This window comes from Lactobacillus hominis DSM 23910 = CRBIP 24.179 (genome assembly GCF_000296835.1).
In the GTDB taxonomy this organism is placed as follows: Bacteria; Bacillota; Bacilli; order Lactobacillales; family Lactobacillaceae; genus Lactobacillus; species Lactobacillus hominis.
Genome location: NZ_CAKE01000010.1, coordinates 107,131 through 128,890, shown reverse-complemented (window position 1 = coordinate 128,890; position 21,760 = coordinate 107,131). Strand labels below are relative to the sequence as shown.

Annotated in this window: 21 protein-coding genes, 1 pseudogene and 1 riboswitch; of the genes and pseudogenes, 7 read left to right on the top strand and 15 right to left on the bottom strand. The window is 34.0% G+C overall.

What is annotated here, in order from left to right:
- Positions 1–123 precede the first annotated feature (123 nt).
- From BN55_RS05050 to BN55_RS10260, 6 genes and pseudogenes are all read right to left on the bottom strand, one after another.
- Entirely contained in the window at positions 124–885 is a 762-nt protein-coding gene (locus BN55_RS05050; protein ID WP_008470823.1) for an ABC transporter permease, read from the bottom strand.
- On the bottom strand, positions 866–1,519 hold the full coding sequence (locus tag BN55_RS05045; RefSeq protein WP_008470821.1) for an ABC transporter ATP-binding protein: 654 nt from the start codon (positions 1,517–1,519) through the stop codon (positions 866–868). The genes BN55_RS05050 and BN55_RS05045 overlap by 20 nt, the downstream gene beginning before the upstream one ends.
- Positions 1,520–1,628: 109 nt before the next feature.
- Positions 1,629–2,015 carry a hypothetical protein gene (locus tag BN55_RS05040; protein ID WP_003648806.1) on the bottom strand — a complete coding sequence of 129 codons (387 nt, stop codon included), beginning with the start codon at positions 2,013–2,015 and terminating at the stop codon, positions 1,629–1,631.
- Positions 2,016–2,088: 73 nt separating this feature from the next.
- Positions 2,089–2,388: a WYL domain-containing protein gene (locus BN55_RS10265; RefSeq protein ID WP_008470820.1), complete on the bottom strand. Its 300-nt coding sequence runs from the start codon at positions 2,386–2,388 to the stop codon at positions 2,089–2,091.
- Positions 2,389–2,394: 6 nt separating this feature from the next.
- Positions 2,395–3,021, bottom strand: a complete 627-nt coding sequence (locus tag BN55_RS05035; RefSeq protein ID WP_008470819.1) for a helix-turn-helix transcriptional regulator — start codon at positions 3,019–3,021, stop codon at positions 2,395–2,397.
- Positions 3,022–3,404: 383 nt separating this feature from the next.
- Positions 3,405–3,521 (bottom strand): annotated as a pseudogene (locus BN55_RS10260) (ABC transporter permease); the annotation flags it as partial.
- A 56-nt stretch (positions 3,522–3,577) separates the two neighbouring features.
- A riboswitch (FMN riboswitch) is annotated at positions 3,578–3,691 on the top strand.
- A gap of 111 nt (positions 3,692–3,802) precedes the next feature.
- Here BN55_RS10260 and ribD point away from each other — a divergent pair.
- The 4 genes from ribD to ribH are packed head-to-tail and all read left to right on the top strand — an operon-like array spanning position 3,803 to position 7,100.
- A complete protein-coding gene (ribD, locus tag BN55_RS05030; protein WP_008470817.1) occupies positions 3,803–4,861 on the top strand; it encodes a bifunctional diaminohydroxyphosphoribosylaminopyrimidine deaminase/5-amino-6-(5-phosphoribosylamino)uracil reductase RibD in 1,059 nt (352 codons plus the stop codon).
- Complete coding sequence (locus tag BN55_RS05025; RefSeq protein ID WP_008470815.1) at positions 4,854–5,450, top strand: riboflavin synthase; 597 nt, start codon at positions 4,854–4,856, stop codon at positions 5,448–5,450. Before ribD ends, BN55_RS05025 begins: the two co-directional genes overlap by 8 nt.
- Before the next feature lies 1 nt (position 5,451).
- Entirely contained in the window at positions 5,452–6,639 is a 1,188-nt protein-coding gene (locus BN55_RS05020) for a bifunctional 3,4-dihydroxy-2-butanone-4-phosphate synthase/GTP cyclohydrolase II (RefSeq protein WP_008470814.1), read from the top strand.
- On the top strand, positions 6,639–7,100 hold the full coding sequence (gene ribH / locus BN55_RS05015; RefSeq protein ID WP_008470812.1) for a 6,7-dimethyl-8-ribityllumazine synthase: 462 nt from the start codon (positions 6,639–6,641) through the stop codon (positions 7,098–7,100). The genes BN55_RS05020 and ribH overlap by 1 nt, the downstream gene beginning before the upstream one ends.
- A 106-nt stretch (positions 7,101–7,206) precedes the next feature.
- Here ribH and BN55_RS05010 read toward each other — a convergent pair whose 3' ends face one another.
- Positions 7,207–8,571: an FAD-dependent oxidoreductase gene (locus tag BN55_RS05010; protein ID WP_008470810.1), complete on the bottom strand. Its 1,365-nt coding sequence runs from the start codon at positions 8,569–8,571 to the stop codon at positions 7,207–7,209.
- A gap of 177 nt (positions 8,572–8,748) precedes the next feature.
- On the opposite strand from BN55_RS05010, the gene BN55_RS05005 reads away from it, so the two are divergent.
- A complete protein-coding gene (locus BN55_RS05005) occupies positions 8,749–9,126 on the top strand; it encodes an MFS transporter (protein WP_008470809.1) in 378 nt (125 codons plus the stop codon).
- A gap of 118 nt (positions 9,127–9,244) precedes the next feature.
- On the opposite strand, the gene BN55_RS05000 is transcribed toward BN55_RS05005, so the two are convergent.
- The 4 genes from BN55_RS05000 to BN55_RS04985 all read right to left on the bottom strand — a co-directional run bounded on the left by BN55_RS05000 (position 9,245) and on the right by BN55_RS04985 (position 13,208).
- Positions 9,245–9,589, bottom strand: coding sequence for a TSUP family transporter (locus BN55_RS05000; protein WP_008470808.1), 345 nt, complete (start codon positions 9,587–9,589; stop codon positions 9,245–9,247).
- 324 nt (positions 9,590–9,913) lie between these two features.
- Positions 9,914–11,146, bottom strand: a complete 1,233-nt coding sequence (locus tag BN55_RS04995; protein WP_008470807.1) for an MFS transporter — start codon at positions 11,144–11,146, stop codon at positions 9,914–9,916.
- A gap of 227 nt (positions 11,147–11,373) precedes the next feature.
- Positions 11,374–12,021, bottom strand: a complete 648-nt coding sequence (locus BN55_RS04990; protein WP_008470806.1) for an NAD(P)-dependent oxidoreductase — start codon at positions 12,019–12,021, stop codon at positions 11,374–11,376.
- A 20-nt stretch (positions 12,022–12,041) separates the two neighbouring features.
- Complete coding sequence (locus BN55_RS04985) at positions 12,042–13,208, bottom strand: alpha/beta hydrolase family protein (protein WP_008470805.1); 1,167 nt, start codon at positions 13,206–13,208, stop codon at positions 12,042–12,044.
- An 89-nt stretch (positions 13,209–13,297) separates the two neighbouring features.
- Between BN55_RS04985 and BN55_RS04980 the strand changes: the two genes are divergently transcribed.
- Positions 13,298–13,870: a TetR/AcrR family transcriptional regulator gene (locus tag BN55_RS04980; protein WP_008470804.1), complete on the top strand. Its 573-nt coding sequence runs from the start codon at positions 13,298–13,300 to the stop codon at positions 13,868–13,870.
- Here the strand turns inward: BN55_RS04980 and BN55_RS04975 are convergent.
- From BN55_RS04975 to BN55_RS04960, 4 genes are all read right to left on the bottom strand, one after another.
- Positions 13,867–14,070, bottom strand: coding sequence for an aldo/keto reductase (locus tag BN55_RS04975; protein WP_008470803.1), 204 nt, complete (start codon positions 14,068–14,070; stop codon positions 13,867–13,869). The genes BN55_RS04980 and BN55_RS04975 overlap by 4 nt on opposite strands.
- A gap of 605 nt (positions 14,071–14,675) precedes the next feature.
- A complete protein-coding gene (locus BN55_RS04970; protein ID WP_008470799.1) occupies positions 14,676–16,442 on the bottom strand; it encodes an ABC transporter ATP-binding protein in 1,767 nt (588 codons plus the stop codon).
- A gap of 94 nt (positions 16,443–16,536) precedes the next feature.
- Positions 16,537–16,971 (bottom strand): MarR family winged helix-turn-helix transcriptional regulator, encoded by a 435-nt coding sequence (locus BN55_RS04965; RefSeq protein WP_040469299.1) that lies wholly within the window; start codon positions 16,969–16,971, stop codon positions 16,537–16,539.
- Between the two features lie 137 nt (positions 16,972–17,108).
- The gene (locus BN55_RS04960) at positions 17,109–19,610 is read right to left on the bottom strand and encodes an AAA family ATPase (RefSeq protein ID WP_008470797.1); all 2,502 of its coding nucleotides are present in this window, start codon (positions 19,608–19,610) and stop codon (positions 17,109–17,111) included.
- Positions 19,611–19,951: 341 nt separating this feature from the next.
- On the opposite strand from BN55_RS04960, the gene uidA reads away from it, so the two are divergent.
- On the top strand, positions 19,952–21,748 hold the full coding sequence (gene uidA, locus BN55_RS04955) for a beta-glucuronidase (RefSeq protein ID WP_008470796.1): 1,797 nt from the start codon (positions 19,952–19,954) through the stop codon (positions 21,746–21,748).
- Positions 21,749–21,760 lie beyond the last annotated feature (12 nt).

The following is a 21,760-nucleotide window of genomic DNA, read 5'->3' as shown; positions in this document are numbered from 1 at the left end:
TTTTAATATCAAAAATTATCATAAAAAAGAAAAATGAGCTTTACACCAAAAAGTGAAGCTCATTTTCCTACTTTTCTTCTAAATTTTTAATAGCTCTTACCAACAATTGATCAACTATATTAACTAATTTCTTAATTGCATCTGCTCATTAAAGTATTGTTTATATGCTAGGTAGCCACTAATCACTGCTCCTAACCCAGTCGCTGATAGCAACATAAAGGTAATAATAATCTGATATTTAATAGCATAAATCGGATTCACTCCCGCGAAGATTAAACCAGACATCATACCCGGCAAATTGACTAAACCAACGGTTTTCGCCGAATCAATTGTCGGCTGCATCGCAGTTTTAATACTTCTACGTAAAATTGGCATTGAAGCCATTTTGATATCGCTCCCTAAAGCTAGCTTTTCTAAAACTTGTTGATGTAAATCATGAAAACTTCCGTTAAGAGATTTATAGCAAAGGCCAATTGCCACCATTTCATTACCAGCAATCATCCCAGTAATGGGAATTACTTGCATGGGAATTGGCTTAATTACACCGGAAACGATTAACAAACTTAGGGTCACATAAGTCCCAACAGCTTCCGCAATAATTGAACTCCACAGTTTTTTATGCGAATTAGGATTCCGCTCATTGGCATTCCAAGAAGCGTTAAAAATAATGATTAAGGTCGAAACAGCCGTTAACCAAAGGGTATCTATATGAAAAATAAATTTTAAAACAAAACCGATAATCACTAATTGCACGATTGCCCGAATTACGCTAATTAAAATATCTTTGGTTAATCCCAGCTTTTCTTTTGCGGAAATTGCAATTGATACTAATACTAGCGCAAAAGCTAAAACTAAGGATAAGTTGCTAACCGTTACATTTTTCATTTACTAAGCCCCTACTTTTAATTTCTAAAACATTTTTAGCTACTTGAATTTCACTCTGATCATGAGTCACTTGTACAATAGTTGTCCCTTGTCGATGGACAGATTCAATCAAACGATGAACTATTTCTTTACTTTTTCCATCTAATCCCGTTGTAACTTCATCAAGTAATAGCACTTTGGGTAAGAAGACAATACTTCGAATTAAAGCAACTCTTTGTTTTTCACCGCCTGACAAAGAATTTATTTCTTTATTTAAAAATTCAGCTGGTAAATCTACAATCTTTAATAATGAATCTAGCCTGGCTAAATCTACTTCTTTATTTCTGATTTGATAGGGAAAAGATAAATTATCTTTAACAGTTTTGCCAAAAAGAACCGGCTGCTGAAAGCAGTACATTACTTGTCGACGATACTTAATTGGGTCTAATTTTTGAATATCGCTACCATGATAAAAAATAGTGCCCGAACTCGGACTGATTAAGTTCGCAATTAATTTTAGAATTGTACTTTTTCCCGCTCCCGATGGACCAATTAAAGTTAAAAAGTCACCATTTTTTATCCCAAAAGATAGATTATTTAAAATAGTTCGTTTTCCCACTTGATAATTAACGTTTTTCAATTCAATTATTGTCATTGATTATTCCTTTAAATCTTTTCTTTCAATTATAGTACTTTTGCATAATCAAGATTTAAGTGAAAAAGCGTAAAAAATAAAAGTTTGGAGCTAATCTCCAAACTTTTTACTATATTTTCTGTTCAACATCATGAATTTTAACCACTAATACTGCTCGAATCCAATCAAATTGTGCTTTCATTTGATCAAAATATGCGCCTTCATTAATAAATTGACCACTACCGTGAATATGATACCCGCGACCCATACCAGCGGTTCCTTGATAATTATAAGAACCAATCGTAATCGTTAATTCATGCTTAGGATCTTTCTTGAAATCCTGTTCAATTGAATGCATCCCAGCAGCCGGAATCAAAATAGTATCATCCGCAACTACATTAATATATTGTGACCAAGTATTAACCACACTAGCTGGATTGCCATTGATGGAAATAATCGTTGCTGGTCCTTTATCTTCTAAAACGTCTAAAAAATCTTCGTTCATTATCTTTGTCATAAATTCTACCTCCTAAAACCTTTCAGTTTTATTTTATTCCTTAATCCTGACAACCTATGTCAGAATTAGCAAATTAATATTGCTGAATTATTTCATTTAACTTTTCCAAATAGCTATCCTTTAATTCTTTTGGCTTTAATACTTTTACTTCAGAACCCAGAGATATCAAATAGTCGACTAAATAATGTAGTTCTTCCTTGCTATATTTACCATTCAGATATATTTTTCCATGCTTATGGTCAATTTGCATGATTGGATATGAATTATACTCAACTTTTTGTTCACCGATTTTGGTTAACTGACATTGATAAGGGATGCAATAATGCTCCCGTTCATATTGCCGGAAGCTATCAAGTAATTGTTCTTTATTCATCACCGATTATTTAATATTTAGTAGCTTTACTGTTTCAAATTTATCAAGCCGCAAGACAAACCAACATTTTAAATCCAAATTATAAGCATGACAAAACCAATTCCCTGCTTGATAGAATATACCAAGCAACTGCAATTTTTGTTCTTCTTTAATAAACTGAAAATTTCGCGCTAAAATTACGCTATTATTCAGACAAGCTTTAAGTAGCAAAGTAAAAAAAGGTACTTCATTCAAGCTTGGCTGACTAATATAGTGAACAAATTTTTTTTGAAGACTAATTTGGTTTTGTACTTTTTGAGGTAGATCCTTTAGTAATTTAGTCTGAATCTTTTGATATTCATTACTGTATGGCGTTTCACTAAGATTTTTTATTGCCTGTAAAGCGAAAAAGATAGCGTTTATCTCTTGCGTATTAAAACGGATGGGCAATAGTAACTTACTATTAGTAATGTGATAACCACCACTACGCCCAGTTTCACTATAAAAAGCTAAGCCTAGCTGCTCTAGATCGGTAATATCTCGCAAAGCTGTTCGCTCAGAAATTGCAAATTTTTCTTCTAGTTCTTTTAAATGAAAGATCTTTTTATCGGTTAAGTATAGTAGTTCTTGATTAAGTCGTTCAGATTTTTTCATAGTTGTGCAAGCTTTTCTGTCAAAAATGTCAATCTTCTATTTTATAATAATGCTGATAGGCGTTCAGGACAAGGAAGATCATACTAAAGGTCATACTATGGTAGATATTTTAACTAAACAAACCAGCAATCAAAAATTCTCATTTAAATGAAATTTACGTTGACGATGTTGAGGCAGCAAAAAAAGATTTAGGTGTTTTAGAAATCACGCCTAAAATCGCTGGTTACCTAGACCACCAAACTCACCCAATCTTTATGAGAAAGTTTGAGTTTTAGCAGTTAAATTGATAAGAATAATCAAAATCAATAATTAATTTCAAATTTTATACATAAAGAAACATCACAGACTCCAGTATCAATCCACTGAAATTTGTGATGTTTCGTTTATTCTTTTACCAAATGGATTTCACGATCAAATAATATATGCATCCCTTCATTGAAGTTATGTGCAATAAAAACAATCGTTGCTTTACTTTTCAGTAAATTCTTTAAAAGAGCCATATAAATATCATTTGACAAAAAAGAAAAACAGCTTTATGCTGAATGAGAATTAAATAAATGTTCTTCGAGGCAGGGTGAAATTCCCGACCGGCGGTAAAGTCCGCAACCCGCGCAAACGGTTGAACCCTTAATGGTACCGATAGTTATAGTCTAGATGGAAGAAGGATAATTTTAATCTACGCTTATTTGCGTACTTGAATTATTTTTTAACTTGCATACTATTTCTGAACCTCGAAGTTTAGCTTCGAGGTTCTTTTTTGTTCTGTTAGGAAGTGATTTAAATGGAAAAAGACCAATATTATATGAATTTAGCTTTACAAGAAGCTAAAAAAGGACGCTTCCAAACTTGGAAGAATCCTTTGGTTGGTGCTGTGATTGTCAAAAACGATCAAGTACTAGCTACTGGTCATCATATTCACTATGGTAAAAGCCATGCTGAACGTGATGCCATTTCTAAATTAACCCCAGAACAATTATTTAATTCAACTCTTTATGTCACACTTGAACCTTGCAATCATTATGGCAAACAACCTCCCTGTTCTGACTTGATTGTGCAGAGTAAGATCAATCGCGTTGTTATTGCCCAGGTTGACCCACACAAATTGGTAACTGGTAAAGGAATTGCTAAATTAAAAGCAAACGGAATTGCAGTTACAACTGGTGTTTTAGCTCATGCAGCTGAAGAACTTAATAGGTTTTATACTTATTTTTATCAAAAGAACCAACCTTGGATTACCGTTAAGCAGGCAGTCAGTCTTGATTATCGAGTTAACGATCAGGTAAATACTCGCACAGCAATCACTAATCAATCTGTTTACGATCGGGTGCACCGAGAACGAGCAAATTATCAAGCAATTTTAGTTGGTTCTAATACAGCCATAGTTGATAATCCTAGCTTGTTAACGACTATTTCAACTGATTATCCGCCAATTAGGATAGTTATTGATCGTCGTGGACGGCTACTGCAACACAGAAATCTAAAGCTGTTAACTGATGGACAAGCTCCAACTTGGATATTTACCCGAAATGCTGAACTCCAAAACAGCTTAACCAATGAGCAAGTCAAAGTTTGGTTAATGAAAACAGATCAACTTTCTGAGATTATTCAAACCTTAACTGAAGAAGGTATTCAATCTGTCTATGTTGAAGGTGGTCCGACATTAGCTAATGCTTTTATGAATGGTGAGTTAGCTAATGAACTAATTGAGTACTTAAGTCCTCATTTTTTAGGTAAAGCTGGAACTGCTGGTATTCTGCCAAGCTATAAAATAATGCTCAAAAATGTAAAATTTGAACAGCTATCAGGTAATTTAAGAATTGCAGGTGAAATTGATGTTTAGTGGTTTAGTACGTGGGGATGCAAAAATTGCCCAAATTGATAAAGATAAAGAAACTATTACGTTAATTGTTAGATGTGCTCCCGATTTTATCAAGGATTTAAAAATTGGCGATTCTATTGCAATTAATGGTACTTGCCTAACCGCTGAAAGCTTCACTTCTAATACTTTCACAGTCACCATGATGCCGCAAACTTATCAAAAAACAGCATTTAAAGATTTGAATGTTGGAGCGCAGTTAAATGTTGAAAGATCATTACAAGTTGGTCAGCGATTAGAAGGACATATTGTAACTGGCCATGTTGACGACGTTGCCACGGTAAAAGAAATTAGACAAAACGAAAATGCAATCGAAATTTGGTTTAGCTTCCCTGATCGCTTAGAAAAGCAAATTGTGCCACAAGGTAGCATTGCTATTAACGGCGTATCCTTAACTGTGATGGATACTAAAGACAATACCTTTTCCGTAGGCTTAATTCCCCATACACAGGATGAAACCAATTTAGCTCAATTAAAAGTTGGTTCAGAAATTAATATTGAAACAGATATTTTAGGTAAATATGTTGCCAAGAACTTAGAAAAGAGAAATTAAAATGGATGTCAAAAAAATTCAAAACGCAATCAAATGGATGAAAAACGGTGGTTTAGTAATCGTGGCTGACGATGAAGACCGTGAATCTGAAGGAGACATGATTGGATTAGGCTCAAAAGTTACTCCAGAAAATGTCAACTTTATGACCAAACATGCCCGTGGTTTGCTCTGTACACCTGTAAGTAAGGAAATTGCTCAACGATTAAATTTGCACCAAATGGAACAAGATAATACCGATCCATATGGTACGGCTTTTACCATCAGTGTTGATTATAAGACGACCACTACAGGTATTTCTGCCTATGATCGAGCTGCAACAATTAAAGCAATCGCCGATCCTAACAGTAAACCAGAAGATTTCTTTAGACCTGGTCACTGTTTCCCACTTGTTGCCAAGGATGATCAAATTAAGCATAGAAATGGTCACACTGAAGCCTCAATTGCACTAGCCCACTTAGCTGGTGAACCAGAAGTAGCTTATATTTGTGAAGTAATGAAGAGTGATGGACACATGGCACGCCGTCCTCAATTAAGAGAAATTGCTAAGGAATATCACCTTCCATTCTTAACAATTGCGGAACTACAAGAATACATTAATAGTCAAGCGAGTAGTCGCTCAGACTTTGTAAATCTCCCAACTAAATATGGTCACTTTAAGATTAAAAGTTATGGTCACGGCAATGTAGCTTTGATTAAAGGAAAAATCGATTCTTCCAAACCGGTATTAACGCGTGTACATTCTAAATGTTTAACTGGTGATACCTTTGGTTCTAAACGTTGTGATTGTGGTGCGCAACTTCATACTGCTATGAAAGAAATCGAAAAGAATGGCTCTGGCCTGATCATCTATCTCAATCAGGAAGGTCGTGGCATCGGTTTAACTAACAAGTTGCGTGCTTACGCCTTACAAGACCAAGGCCATGACACCTACGAGGCAAATCAGATGTTAGGCTTTGCACCTGATGAGCGTAATTATGATGTTGCCGCTACAATTTTCAAAGAATTGAAGATCAAAGAAATCAATTTGCTAACTAATAATCCTGATAAAATTGACCAATTAAACGATTACGGTATTAAGATTAATAAACGTATTCCATTAGAAATTGCACCTAATGATGTTGATCGTTTTTACCTACAAACTAAGAAAAAGAGATTTCATCATTTATTAGAACTCAAGGAGGCTGAATAATGACTGAATATACTGGAAACTTCACTAATACTCATGGAAAAATCGCGATTGTCGTAGCTAAATTTAATGAAATTGTTACTAAAAATTTGGTTCGCGGTGCTAAAGAAACACTTCATCAATTCGGAATCCAAGACGATGAAATTGATGTCATCTGGGTACCAGGGGCATTTGAAATAGGCTTCACTGCTCAAAAACTAATTAAATCTGATAAATATGCTGGAATTATGACTCTCGGTGCAGTAATCAAGGGAGAAACTGATCATTATGCCATGATTATTCAAAACGTAACTAATGCGATTATGCAGATGAATTTACAAGCTAAAATTCCAGTCACTTTTGGTATTTTAACTACAGAAAATATTGAACAAGCTTTGCAAAGGGCGGGCTTAAAAGCAGGTAACGAAGGCTCTTCTACTGCCCAAAGTTTACTTGAAATGATCTCCCTCAATGAGCAATTGTAATTACTAACTATTTTATCCAAACACAACTAAATCCAACAAAAAAACTAGCCATGTTGTAAAAACATGACTAGTTTTTCTTGATAACTTATCTTTATTAATGACTAAATTAGAATCTTGCCATACCTAAGGCATGTTGTGCAGCTAAGTTAAGCAAACTCCATTGACGATCAAATCCTGGTTGGAAGAAGAAGTCTTGTTCAGCCAAGTCTTCCAAACGCATCTTATGACTAATTGCTAAAGCTAAAACATTGCCTTGAGCAGTAATATCATACTTGGAAAGTACTGCACCACCTAAGATTTGGTGAGTGTATGGATTAAAGGTTAAGCTGACATATACCTTAGGATTATCTGCTTCTGGAACATAAGCTGGACGCATGTTATCTTCATAGAAACTAGTTTGATAATCAATCTTATTTCTAGCAGCTGAGAATTGGTTTAATCCAGCTGTAGCAAAATGATAGTCAAATACACTTAGTGCTGAGGCACCGATAACACCTTTGAAGGCACGGTCTGGCTTATCCTCGAAGATATGATCAACCACATATTGAGCTTCTCTTCTAGTAGTAGTGGCTAAGGCAATTGGCATTGGCTTACCAGCTGGAATCGAAAGCGGCAGAATTGCATCCCCAATGGCGTAAACATCTTTTACATTAGTTCTCAAATATGGATCAGTCTTAATCCATCCTCTTTGATCTAAATCAACTACGCCCTTTAGCCAGTCAGTGTTAGGCATTACACCTGCTGAAACAACAACTAGATCAGCTGGGACATCACCTTGATCAGTTTTAACACTTTCAACTTTTCCATTACCATTAAAGCCTTCAATTTTGACACCCATCTTCAAGTCCATACTTTTCTTAAAGGTAGGTTCCAAAACATCGAGTAATTCAGAATTAAGATAGGTTCCTAATGGGCGATCAATCATATCCATTAAAGTAACATGCTTGCCAGCTTTAGCAAATACTTCGCTAGCTTCGGTACCGATATAACCAGCACCAACAATAGCAACATTTTTAATTGCTGGATCGTTAACAGCACTCATCAACTTAGAAGCCCAGTCACGTCCACGCATCAAATAGATATTCTTGAGATCATTACCTGGCACAGGTAAAACTTTAGGAGTTACGCCTGAAGAAAGAATCAACCTATCATATTGGACTTCTTCTTCAGAATTATTAGTTAAGTCCTTAACTGTAACAGTCTTATTTTCAGGATGAATAGCAGTTACTTCATGGTTGGCATAAACATGACCGCCCTTCTTTTCAACATCTTCTGGGGCAAAGTTTCTAACGTCATCTTCTGCTGTAACTTTATTTTCTAAGTACAACTGCATCCCACAGGACATAAATGAAATAAAGTCGCCAGCTTCGTAAACAGTTACATCTACATCATTATATTTATCTAACAGCTCAATTGCTGATTCATGACCACCATGTGAAGCACCAACAATTACAATTTTACGTTTATCCATAAAATCCTCCTAACACAATAGTTTCTTCTTTACAGTTTTAATGGTAACACTTATTATTTAATATCCATCATATTTTGCTCAAAACTAATGGACAAAAATCAAATTAATATTGACATCTGTAAACGTAAATATTACCATTCATCTGTAACTTGTAAAAAGTAGGAAAGAGATAATTTCATGAAAAACAAACGAATTGCTGCTTTAATTGCAATTGCGATTTTTACCTTTATGACTTCCTTTAACTTAAATTCACCACTTTGGCTCTTCGTAGTTACTTCCTTATTTTACGGAGTCAGAATGGGACTCTTCCAATCGCCAAACAATTCAGTTATTATGTCTTCCGTTGACCAGCAATTCTTAGGGATTGCTGGTAGTGTTAATTCCTTAGCTCGTAATTTCGGGAAAGTCTATCAACCATTATCCTTTTATAGCTCAATGAGCTTTAAAGCCGGTAAAAATATCACCACTTATCCAGTAGGACAAAATCAATTATTTATGTCCGGTTTACATATTGCCTTCATCTTTGCTCTGATATTCGCTGCAACAGCTGAATAATTACTGTTACGCGTTTTGTAAAGAGCCACAAAAATAGATAGTTAATTGAAGCAGGTTTATTACCTGCTTTTTTATATAAAATGAATTACATTAAATCCAGTAATTGCTGTAATAGCAATCATGAAAACTGTATAAAGACTTTCCAATTTTGCTGATGAAATTTTCTAGTTCCAAACTGTACCAATATAACCGCCAATAATTGAAGAATGATCAACATAGGAATCATTTTCATATCAAACATCTGATATTGTGCACTAGCAACAATCGAAATGATTTTGGTAATTTGTGAGAAAAAGATCGTTGCAATTGAATAAACCGACGATTGCTTCATTGTGAAGTGAAAAATTATTACGAATAGAGATACATTAAGTGGTCCACCACCAATAGCCAGAAAGATTGAAATGGCTCCTAAAAATAAACCTACAAAGAAAGCTAAAACAATATTTTCCTTTATATTATTCATGGTTCATTTGCAGTTAACCGTGCCCATCATTTTGTTAAAGATCAGAAATGGTCTCATGATGTAAAATTATTAAATAAATTTACCGAAGCCGGATATCAAAATTTCAAGAAATAGCTATACCTAAAAGTATCTAAAAAAGTTTCTAGTTTATAAAAGCGAGCAATGATTTTCAATTTTAAAATGCATTGCTCGCTTTTTCTAATTTGATTATTTGGTTACTCCTAATCTCTGAATAAAAGTAAAAAGACAATGAATGTAAGTAAGTTTCCATATCTAGAAGAGAAATAAATTATGTAGTTAGTTAAATTCATATATTCAACTAGCTTAAATACTTCTAAGCTTCCTATCAAATAAAGCAACTAAAAGCATCAAAATAAGTAGTATTCCTGATCCAATAAAAATCTCAGCAGTAGACATAAATTTACTTATCACACTACTTAAACTTAGACCCGCAGGTCCGGCCAATCCGATCATCATTAAATAAAAACTAATTACCTTTCCTAAGTTTTTATGTTCAATCTTATCTTGAAGCAATGTTTGAACATGTGCATCAATCCAAGGAATACATAACCCAGCAATAAAATTAATAATAATAAAGATTATAAAACCATAATGATTGCCGGGAAGTATACCAGAAATAAACAAACTTAATCCGATTCCTAGCACTCCAATACCTGCAGGTGTAAGTCGATGTGATAAATTATTTAAATTTCCCATACACAGACCACTTAATGCCATACCTAATGCAATTGAAACTTCCACTAACGGCGCATCAAATTTTAAAGATCCATGAAAATGTTCACTAGTCATAAGTGGATATAAAGCAGTTGATGGCACAATAATAGCTACGGAAAAAGCCTTGTAAATAATCACCCTATTCAGGCCAGTAACTTGAATAATACTATGAAGACCTTGTTTTAATTCGAACAGAAGGTGAAAGCCTCGTTGATTTGCATTATTAACTTCATTCCTCGGAAAGCATGTAATTATTACGGCACAAATACCTATTACGTTTGCAAGCCCTGATAGTAAAAGAATATAGTCTACTGACAGCAATCCATATAATATTCCACCTAAAATCGGCGGAAAGAATTGATTAAGTGCTTGAAGCGAACTATATTGCCCATTTATTTTTAAAAGCTTATCATCAGGTACAAGTTCAGGTACAGCAGATTGAATAGTCGGATTCTGAATACTAATAGTAGTTGATCTAAGTAAATTTGAAATCAGAATTAGATCAATCGTTAGATTATTGTGGCTATTGATTGCCTGCAAAAATAGTAAAAGAGTAACAATAAGGCTGATTGTATCAGAAAAAATAAGTTTCTTTTTCTTACTAACTCTATCTGCCATTACGCCAGCGAAGGGAGCAAATAATGCGATTGGTAATAAAGAAATTATTTCAGAAATAGATAAAATAGTGGCTGATTTCGAAATTGAGGTAAGATAAAAAAGTAAACTATAATTGACAGTTTCTGAAATAATAGTGGCTAAACCTTGGCCAATAAACAATCGATAAAAATTATTAACCCATGAATAATATGTATTTTTGTGCATAAAAAAACTCCTTACAGTTAAATTTGAGAACATAACTGCTTGGAGTTTTCCAAGGTATACGCGTAGTAAACTTAATCACTATTTTTTTCGCTATGTTATTAAGTATAGTATCATAAAACAAAAAAATATGCGATAAGTTTTTAGCGCAAAGCCTTATTTTCATTTAATCAAAAGTGGATTTTTCGCCCTCTAAAATAAAAAAACATACTAATAGGTATTAAAGAGGGCTATTTATCTTGCTTTGAACACATGATTAACTGTTTACCAAAGGTTTTACGATCCTTGATAATTCTTAACATCACCTGCGCTACATCACTACGATAAGTTCGAGGTGCACCTGGCATCTTATATCCCGAATCAGCATCCCTAACTAAAGGATCTCTAGTCTTTTTTCCGTTAAATAATGGACCAGGATGAATGGTAGTCCAGTTTAAATCAGAATCTTTAAGTTGACTTTCACCTGCTTCATGATCAGTAAAATTACCTTTCAAAAATCCTTTAGCTCCCATGCGGTAAGGATAACTGGTATTGGCTAAAGTTGTACCAACACCTAATGCAGAAAGACTAATTAATCGTTTGATTTTTGCTTGATCCATTGCCTTAATAATATCAGGTATTGCAAAACTAAATAATTTACCACTACTGTTAGAAATTGGATTACCTAATGTTACTAATACAGCGTCACATCCCTTCATTTCAGAAGCCATTTTTGCAACATCATCAAGTTGTCCTTTAATTACTGTTAGCTTAGGATCATTTATATTTAACTTTGACGGATTTCGAACGTAAGCAACAAATTCATCATTACGTGTTAAAGCTTGTTTAACTATTTCAGATCCTGTTCTACCTGTTGCACCAATTAAGAAAAGTTTCATTAGCTTCTCCTTTCCATTAACTAAAAATTATCTTCAATCCAATTCATAATATATTCCGTTCCAGTTGCATAGCCGCCCATTTGCGTATGTTGCTGAGCAGTTGAATTTTCATCAAACAGTAAATAATCCTTAGGACATGTTAAAGCATCATAAAACTTTTTCGCTGCTCCATAGGTAACCTCTGCGGAACCATCTAAAACTAAGGTTTTAGTTTTAATATTTGGTACAATTTTTGTATTATCAAATTTTTGTAATTCATTAATTATAGTCTTATCAGTTGCTCCATGCTTCCATTCATAGTCCTTTAAAACAAAGTCAATCATATTAGGTCGAATCATTGCTGGCATCTTAAGTGCTTTTTCTAAGCGTCCAGCAATCATACCACCCCAATTCATATTACCAGGATCAGAAATTATAAACTTTAACCGATCATCAAAAGCTGCACCACGAGCTACTAAAAAGCCACCAAAGCTCATGCCCATCGCACCAATTTGTTTTGAATCAACTTCTTCTTGTTTTTGGGCAAAATCAATAACTGGTCCTAAAACATTCTCAAAGTCAGGTCTAAACTTTAAGTCTTGCAGTCTTAAGGCCATCCCCTGTCCAGGACCATCAAAAGTTAAGGCATGAATCCCGCGCTTAATTGCAGCATCAGTAACCCAAATCGTATCATCGGCCCAGGTATCACGTCCTGGAATTACGATTAATAATGGTGTCTTTTTATTTTTAGCATATGGTGAGCGATAAAAATGCCCTGGTAAATAAGTATTTTCATAAGGAATTCTTATTGCTTCACCAGGATAACCATTTAACTCTAACGCACGGTCATAACAGTCTTTACTTCTTTGAGAAAATTCTTGCATTCTAGGGTCCTGCCAATCACCAAAATACATTAGGGATACACGCCAATAAGTAGAAGCCCGCAGATAACTACTACCAGCACTAATTAGTTTGCCGGCTTTTTCAAACTTATGCGCACGGTTCTGTAAGTTTGCTGCCATATTACTCCAGGCATTAATCCAGCTTTGTTCATCACTTTCTTTAATATTCATAATGATTTCTAAGACTTCACCTTCATCGCTCATGCGATATGGCATTAAATCCATCACATGCTTGATTAATGCATCTTGTAACATGTTTTTACTATATTTATATTCTGACCAATGTTTTTTAAAGATTTCTGTCATGGGTTATTACCTCTCTTCTTAATTGTTGATTTAATCTTAGAGAAAAAAGGACTATAATTTAACTACAAAATGAGATGGAGTGTTGCATTTTGAATAAATATCATAAGAAAAGCAAAAAAACTGATCAAATAATAGAATCTGCGCTATTAAAATTAATGGATTCACGTGATTTAAATAAAATTACGATGAATGAATTAGCTGACATGGCAAATATTAATCGTGTTACTATTTATCGCCATTTCAACGATAAATGGGCAATTATTGAGCAGATTGAAGCTAGACTTTTTACGGCACTAAAAAAACCACATCAGAAAATGCTCGATCAACTAGCATTAAAATCTGATAATGGTATTGAATATCTAACTAATTTTTTACAGGTCTTCAAAGACAACTTAGCAACAATTCGTATTCTGATTTCCAGTCATGGTGACCTAAGTTTCTCAACCAAGTTAATGGACCATTTATTAGAAATGGAAGGATTGTCACATTCATTGATGCATTTACAAGCAAATAATGATTTACAAGAACTATTTTCTTATTACAGCATTTCTGCATTAATTGGAATTATTCGTTTTTGGACTATCCACCCCAACTATTCAGCCAAAGAAATGGCTACTTTTTTCTTTAAAATGCGAAACGGAGAATTAACAAAATTAAGTTAACTAAAAAAAGGAAAATTACAACTATTCAAATTTTTAGGACTGATGATTACCTTTTGATAATATTGCGCCGTGTCAATTAAGCGATACCCGTCTTCAAAAGCTGATAATACTGCTTGCTTTGTTTGATCTGGACTAATTTCATAAGTTCCAAAGCCAAAAATTGGAATCTTAACGCCATTATTTAATGTTAATTGCTTCATAGTTACCTCGATTTGTTTTTTCAGTTTATTTCTATAATCAATCATATACTAAAAATGATTATTTATTTCTATTAAACATTCGAATATCAAAAGTTTAACTGTAAGTTAAATTATGCCCCATTTATCTCGAAAGTTTAACTATAGTTAAACTTTTACCCAATTTCATCCATTTTTTAACTTATACACAAAAAAGAGCTGCTTTTTCAAGCAACTCCTTAAATTTATTTTTCATTATCACTTGGATCCCATTGAAACAATAAAATTAACGATTGGAAATCCTAGATATAAAATCATTGATAAATATGGACTTACAAAAGATAAAGCAATCAAAATCAAATTGAACACGATCGCAACGCCAGTTCTAAGAATAGTGATCCTGATAGTCGTTTTTGAATCGATTTCAAAAGTATCTCTAAAACCGAGAACTTGTAAAATTGCTAGTAATAGATTTTCTCTAACGTCTTTTTTGCTTATCCATATTTTTATTTCCTTTTTGCAACCACTTTTTCTTTTGGTTTACCAATCAATGAAAGCATTAAAATTGTTAATAAAGCTATAATTCCAATGATTTGATTCATCATAAGATCAGCTTCTTTCTATACATATTATTTTTTAAATTGATTATGAACGTATTCTGCGTAAAGTGGTGTTGACTTAACTAATTCTTCGTGTGTACCAGAACCAGAAACTGTACCATGATCAATGAAGTAAATTCTATCTGCATCAACAATTGTACTTAAACGGTGTGCAATTACTAAAGTCTTTCTATTCTTCATTAAGCTAGTTAAAGCTTTTTGAACCATTGCTTCAGATTCAGAGTCAAGACTAGCAGTTGCTTCATCAAGCATCAAAATCTTAGGATCACGTAAGAACGCGCGAGCAATAGCAATTCTTTGTCTTTGACCACCAGAAAGTTTTACTCCTCGTTCACCGATTTGTGTATCTAAACCGTCTTCTGATTCTTTGACAAACTTATCAGCATAGGCCATCTTTAATACGCGCCATAATTCATCGTCAGTCACTTCATGTTCTAAGCCATAAACTAAGTTTTCACGAATCGTTCCTGGCATTACTGCTGAATTTTGACCGACAAGACCGATTTGTTTACGCCAATTAGTTAAATCGATATCATCAATATTTTCATCACCAATTACTATTTTTCCTGAAGTAGGTTGATAGAAACGCTCGATCAATGAGAAAATTGTTGATTTACCACCGCCTGATGGGCCTGCAAAGGCAATAACTTTATTCGGTTGTGCTTCAATATTCACATCATGCAAAATTGGCTTGTCTTTTTCATAAGAGAAACTTACATGTTCAAGTCTTAATGGCTTATTAGCAACATCGACTTCTCTTTTATCTGCAACGAATTCTTCTTTTTTATCAAGAATCTCTTGAATACGTTCAGTTGAACCACTTGTCTTAGATAATTGATTAAAGAATTGACTGATAATCATTACTGGACTCATAATTTGGAATACGTACATTAAGAATGAAATTAAAGCACCCATTGTTAAAGAACCACTCATTACGCGGATAGCACCGTAACCCAAAATTCCTAGAAACATTAATGTCATTAACATGTTGGTAACTGGTGAAGTTAACGCATTAATTAAAGCTTCTTTTGTGCCCACATTGTAAAGACTATCAATTTGCTTTTTACCATTATTTAATTCAGCGACTTCTCCATTAGACGACTTAACCAAACGAATTTCACTTAAAACGCTAGTTGCGTCACTTGAGAAGTTCGCCAATTCATCTTGTCTTTTTCTACCAATCTTTCTAGATTGCTGCATTATAGGGAGCAATGCCAAAACGATGACTGGAATGGCAATAAACATGATCAAAGTCATTTGCCAGTCCATTGATAGCATAATAAACAAAGCACCAACAAATTGTAAAATTGAAGTCATCGAGTTTGGTAAAGTAGTTGCTAATAATTCCTTAACTTGGGAAGTATCATTAACTAAGCGTGAACTAACTTCTCCTGTTTTTGTATTATCGAAATATGAAACAGGCATATGTAATAATTTCTGCCATAAATTTTTTCGTAATTTAGCAACTACATCTTCTCCAAAGATTCCTAAAATTAATCCTGATAGTGAACTGATGAGTAAGCCACCGATAAATACTACAATTGTTACAACAATTATGGTAGGACTTAGATTCTTAAAGTTGTTAATCAAACGCTGAGCCAACTGTGGAACTATCAGATTAGCGATTGTTCCAATTAACCCTAATAATACACCCAGAATTAATTGCCAATATCTTGGATGTACTCGATTAATCAATTTAAAAAAATCTTTAAAACTAAATTTATTTTGTCCTTTTTCAATACGTGGACCACCAAGTCCTGGTCTTCCTCCACCCATAATGTATACCCCCCCTTAATAGTTAGATACCTAACTCTTAATAACGAATTATATTAAAACATGTAGACATCTAACTGTCAAGTGGCTAATTAAATTATTTCCTAACTTCTTTGTTAAGTTCTTTAAGTAGTGGGAGGAGTTGGTCTATCAGGCCCTCATCCACTCGCTCCGACAGTTTTTTAAGAATTGCGTCAAACTTTTTTTCTATCTCAACTACTTGTTGCTTACCTAAATCTGTAATATAAATTCTTTTAATTCGAGCAGATTTTTCATCCTGTTTACGCTCAATATAACCATCGCGCTCCAGATTTTTTAACATATTAGTTACACTGGCGTTACGCAAATGAAAATTATCTGCCAGTTCACGCTGAATTATTCCCGGATTTGCTTGAATGTACATTAATGTTCGTCCTTGTTGTGGGGTTACATTGCTTAATTTGATTTCATCCCCATAAAATCTCTTAGAAAAAGCAATGTACGAACGAAATTGATCCATTACCTCACTAAATTTTTCTACTTTATCTGCCATCATCTAGCCTCTTTTCAGTTAATTAGGTTTTATACTGTTAGATATCTAATTATAAAATATACCTCAATAAAAGAAAAGACGCATGCCCGAAAACACGCTTCTTCTGAAAAAATATTTCTTGTTAATTAAACTAATTGTTATTCTGATTTCAAATAATCAGCTAAATACTCTACAGTTAAACTCTGCGGATCTTTAATTAATTCTAGTGGTCGTCCTTGCGCTACAATACGACCACCGTTTTCACCACCACGAGGTCCTAAATCTAGCATGTAATCTGCATTGACTATTAAGTTCAAATCGTGCGTAATTGTGATAATTGTAGCACCTTGATTAAGCAATTTTTGCATAACTTCAACCAATACTTTTACATCCAAGGGATGCAGACCAATTGTTGGTTCATCAAAGACAAATAAAGTATCGTCTTGCTTATGACTTAAGTGAGTCACTAATTTTAAACGCTGTGCTTCTCCACCAGATAAAGTTGGCGTACTTTCACCTAAGTGCAGGTAATCTAAACCTACTTCTTTAAGCAACTGTAAATCACGTTCAATTTTTGGCACATGCTTAAACACAGGAATCGCTTCGTTAATATCAAGATTTAAAACATCCACAATTGACATATCATGCCACTTTATTTTTTGAATTTCAGGATTATAGCGGTCGCCATGACAAGTTGGACAAGTCTGCTGCATATCAGGCAAGAATTGAATATCTAAAGTGACAATTCCTGTTCCGCCACAAGTTGGACAAGCGCCCTCTTTATTATTGTAAGAAAAGTAACTTGGCGTATAATGCTTTTCTTTAGCTAAATCTTGGCGAGCAAAAAGTTTACGCAAATTATCCATAATTGAACTATAAGTTGCAACTGTTGAACGGGTACTTTTACCAATTGGAGAAGCATCCACGCTAACCACATTATTGATTGGACAATCAAAATTTTTGATTTGTTTTGGCAACGCTTCTTTTTTACTCTTAGCTTTAATTGCAGGCACTAATGAATCAAGAATTAAACTAGTCTTTCCGGCTCCAGAAAAACCTGTCACACTAGTTAATTGATTTAATGGAATACCCGCTTTGACATCCCTTAGATTGAAGTAATTTTTCACTTCAAAGTTGATTTGCTCTGAGTTAATTTGTTCGCTTACTTTTCGAGCCATTAACTGTGCTTTCCCATTTAAATATGGTGCAATTAATGACTGCTTATCTTTCTTAATTTCTTCAGGACTGCCTTGATCTAAAATTTGACCACCTTGTTCACCTGAACCTGGACCAATTTCGATAATTTCATCAGCTGCCTTAATAATATCAACATTGTGATCAACAACTACTAAAGAATTACCTTGATCAACCAATTTACGTAAAACCTTGATTAAGCCATCAACGTTAGCTGGGTGCAAGCCAATCGATGGTTCATCTAAGACATATAAAACGCCAGTTGTTTCTGTACGTAGTGTTCTAGCTAATTGGATTCTTTGCAATTCACCAGTTGATAAAGTATTACCAGCTCGCTCCATAGTTAAATAATCTAGTCCTAAATCAAGTAACGGTTGTAAATTATTCAAAAATTCATTGATCAAAGAATTAGCCATTTTATGCATATTCTTAGGCAATCTATCAAAAACCTCTTTACTCCACTTAGGTAGGTCACCTAATTGCATTTGCTGAACTTGATAAATATTTTTACCATTAACTAATTGCTTCAAAAGTTCTGGACGAAGACGCGTACCATGACAAACCGGACAAGTTGAATAAGTGAAAAATTCTGCAATTCTCTTTTGTGCCCGTTCACTTTTACTGCTTTTAGCTGAGCGCAAAACTGCCTGGTGGGCATTTTCATACAAGGCATTAAAATCGTGAAATACCCGACCTGTTCCAGACAAAAAGTCCATCTTGTATTTTTTCTCAGGACCATTTAAAACAAAGTCCTTTTCTTTGTCTGTTAAATCCTTATAAGGAATATCAATTCTGACACCCGCATGTTGAGCTATGCTTGGCATAAAGTTTCTGCCCGGCAAGCTCCATGAAGCAACTGCTCCATCTTCAATTGATAAATTAGGATCAGCAATTAGTTTACTATCATCAAGCTGTCGAACTTTACCAGTTCCGCCACATTCTTGACAAGCTCCATCAGAATTAAAAGCAAAATCTTCAGCACTTGGTACATAAAACTTAACACCACATGTTGGACAAGTAATTCGTCCCATTGCTTCTCCTGACTTAGACATTGCTTCTGCAATATCTAAACTTGGAGCTACGCGGTGACCGTTAGGACAAACTGGCGAACCTAATCTTGAAAAAATCAAACGCAAAACATTAAATGTCTCAGTTGTTGTCCCAACAGTTGCTCGTTCATTTGGAATACTTGGCCGCTGGCGCAAAGCCAAAGCAGACGGAATATGCTTTACAGATGTCACGTCAACTTGCGAGCCTTGCTTAATTCTCCGACGCATATATGTAGAAAGTGCATCTAAATATCTTCTTGAGCCCTCTTCATAAAGAATTCCCATTGCTAAAGAAGACTTACCTGATCCAGACAAGCCTGAAATAGCAACAAATTTATGAAGTGGAATATTTACATCAATATTTTTTAAATTATGGACTCTTGCACCTTTAATTTCTATTTGAGTTGGTAATTCCAAATTAAACTCCTCTCTAAAGCTTCAATTTCTTCTTTATTTTAAAATTTTATATGCTAAAATACCATTTTTTGTTAAACTAAGTTTTTCAATATTTAAGCCAATATTGAACTGCCACAAGTCATTGCCAATTTTAAAATTATTTTCTTTGGCATATTTTCTAATTGCTGTTAAACCTTTTTCAATTCCTTCATTCTCTTAATTATTCTTTATAAATAAAATAAACTGTAACGCAAGGTTACAGTCAAGGGATTTACTTTATTAAACCATTTTCAAATCTATTTACTCTCCCTAAGCGTAAAATATAGATGAAAGAAAAAATTTACTAGAAAGGAAAATCATCTATGGAATCTGCACTATATCCAATTCAAAATAAATATCGGTTTAACACTTTAATGAATGGCACTTGGCAATTTGAAACTGATCCTAACTCTGTTGGTCTTGACGAGGGATGGAATAAAGAGTTACCTAATTCTGAAGAAATGCCTGTACCTGGCACATTTGCGGAATTGACTACTAAGCGAGACCGTAAATACTATACTGGAGATTTTTGGTATCAAAAAGACTTCTTTATTCCTTCATTTCTAAAGAAGAAAGAACTTTATATCCGCTTTGGTTCAGTTACTCACCGCGCGAAAGTATTTATTAATGGAAATGAAGTCGGTCAACATGAAGGTGGTTTTTTACCATTTCAAGTAAAAATTTCAAATTATATTAATTACGATCAAACTAATCGTGTAACCGTTTTAGTCAATAACGAATTATCTGAAAAAGCTATTCCTTGCGGCACCGAAGAAATCTTAGATAACGGTCAAAAACTTGCTCAACCTTATTTTGACTTCTTCAATTATTCCGGCATTATGCGCAATGTCTGGCTCTTGGCACTCCCTCAAAGTCAAATCACTAATTTCAAACTAAATTATCAATTAATAAATAATGAGGCAACAATTATCTACAACATTGAAGCAAATAATGATGCCGAGTTTAAAGTAACACTTTTCAATAATCAAAAAGAAGTAGCACGTGTTACTTCTAAAAATACTGGTAATTTAACAATTAAAAATCCGCACCTTTGGAGTCTAGACGATCCTTATTTATATAAAATAAAGATTGAAATGATTCAAGATGATAAAGTCGTTGATGAATATGCTGATAGAATCGGCATCCGTACTATTAAAATTGTCAATGACAAAATCTTGCTAAATAATCAGCCAATTTATTTAAAAGGTTTTGGCAAGCACGAAGACTTTACTGTTTTAGGCAAAGCAGTTAACGAAAGTATTATCAAACGCGACTATGAATGCATGAAATGGATTGGAGCTAATTGTTTTAGAAGCAGTCATTATCCTTACGCCGAAGAATGGTATCAATATGCTGATAAATATGGCTTTTTGATTATTGATGAGGTTCCTGCCGTTGGTCTTAATCGCTCAGTAACTAACTTTCTTAATGTTACTAATTCTAATCAATCGCACTTTTTTGCTTCAAAAACTGTACCTGAATTAAAAAAGGTCCATGAACAAGAAATAAAGGAAATGATTGATCGTGATCAACGTCACCCTTCAGTGATTGCTTGGAGCTTATTCAATGAACCAGAATCAACTACTCAGGAATCCTATGACTATTTCAAAGATATTTTTGCCTTTGCGAGAAAATTAGATCCACAAAATCGTCCTTATACTGGAACTTTAGTTATGGGTAGCGGTCCAAAAGTCGATAAACTTCATCCACTTTGTGATTTTGTCTGCTTAAACCGTTACTATGGTTGGTACGTTGCTGGTGGGCCAGAAATCGTTAATGCTAAAAAGATGCTAGAAGATGAACTAGACGGCTGGCAAAACTTAAAGCTGAATAAACCATTTGTCTTTACTGAGTTTGGCGCTGATACATTATCTTCTTCTCATCGCCTTCCAGATGAAATGTGGAGCCAAGAATATCAAAATGAATATTATCAGATGTATTTTGATATATTTAAGAAATATCCATTTATTTGTGGCGAATTAGTTTGGAACTTTGCTGACTTTAAGACGAGTGAAGGAATCATGCGCGTTGGTGGTAACGATAAAGGAATTTTTACTCGCGATCGTGAACCTAAAGATATTGATTTTACCTTGAAAAAGAGATGGCAACAACTAAATTAATATTTTAGTTTT